The 692-nt window shown below is 41.0% G+C and carries 1 protein-coding gene; it reads left to right on the top strand.

Annotation, left to right across the window (positions count from 1 at the left end; translation table 11 throughout):
* Positions 1–296 (top strand): hypothetical protein (locus AC27IT_RS27765; protein ID WP_487092258.1); only part of this gene is annotated, 296 nt, incomplete at its 5' end.
* Between the last annotated feature and the right edge of the window lie 396 nt (positions 297–692).

The raw sequence follows: 692 nt of genomic DNA, 5'->3' as shown, positions 1-692 counted from the left end.
CAGCGATTTGGGAAGCAGTTATCTATTGGGTGATCTTGGTGATTTCTGCTCTGTGTGTAATTGCAGTATCTGGTAGTCGTAAGACCGCAAGCACAATTATTTTGGCACCCGTTGTTTTGTTCTGTACCATATTTATGATGCAGGGCTCGGTGTTTACTGCTATGAAGCACCCGACCATGGGGGCTAATGTCGGCTTGGGTATGGCGTTTCTGACCACATGGGTAGTCAGCGGAATATTGTTTGCTATAGCGCTTGTGATTGCTTTTATTAAATATAGCAAAAAGAACAAGGCGTAGTTCAGCCTTAACCTCAGATGAACAAAGGCTTTCGGTGATGTACCGAAAGCCCTTTTTGTATTCTCAGTTAACCATAGAGGATGTCTTCGTTCATCTGCGTCTTCTCATGAGCAAAACAACGATCAGCGCAATGATGATCACGATCAATAGAAACTTCATATTCGATAACCTCCTTGATCTGTCTCCTATTTGATATTAACCATTTTTGATAAGTGTGCACCGATGCATCCTAAGCAAGTATCTATTGTCAAATGTTTGGCGAAAATGTGATTGTGGGATCAAAAAGAGGTTTACAGGCTTAGCTGGAAAGTGTATACATAAAGTAAGGAGGCGATTGCCATGAGTGATCGTACATTTCATTTGTTTTATATTATTTTCTTGACGGTTTTGGCGCTT

This window comes from Brevibacillus sp. YAE8 (genome assembly GCF_057543335.1).
The sequence above is the reverse complement of the archived record's forward strand: the minus strand, read 5'-3'. Positions and strand labels throughout refer to the sequence as shown.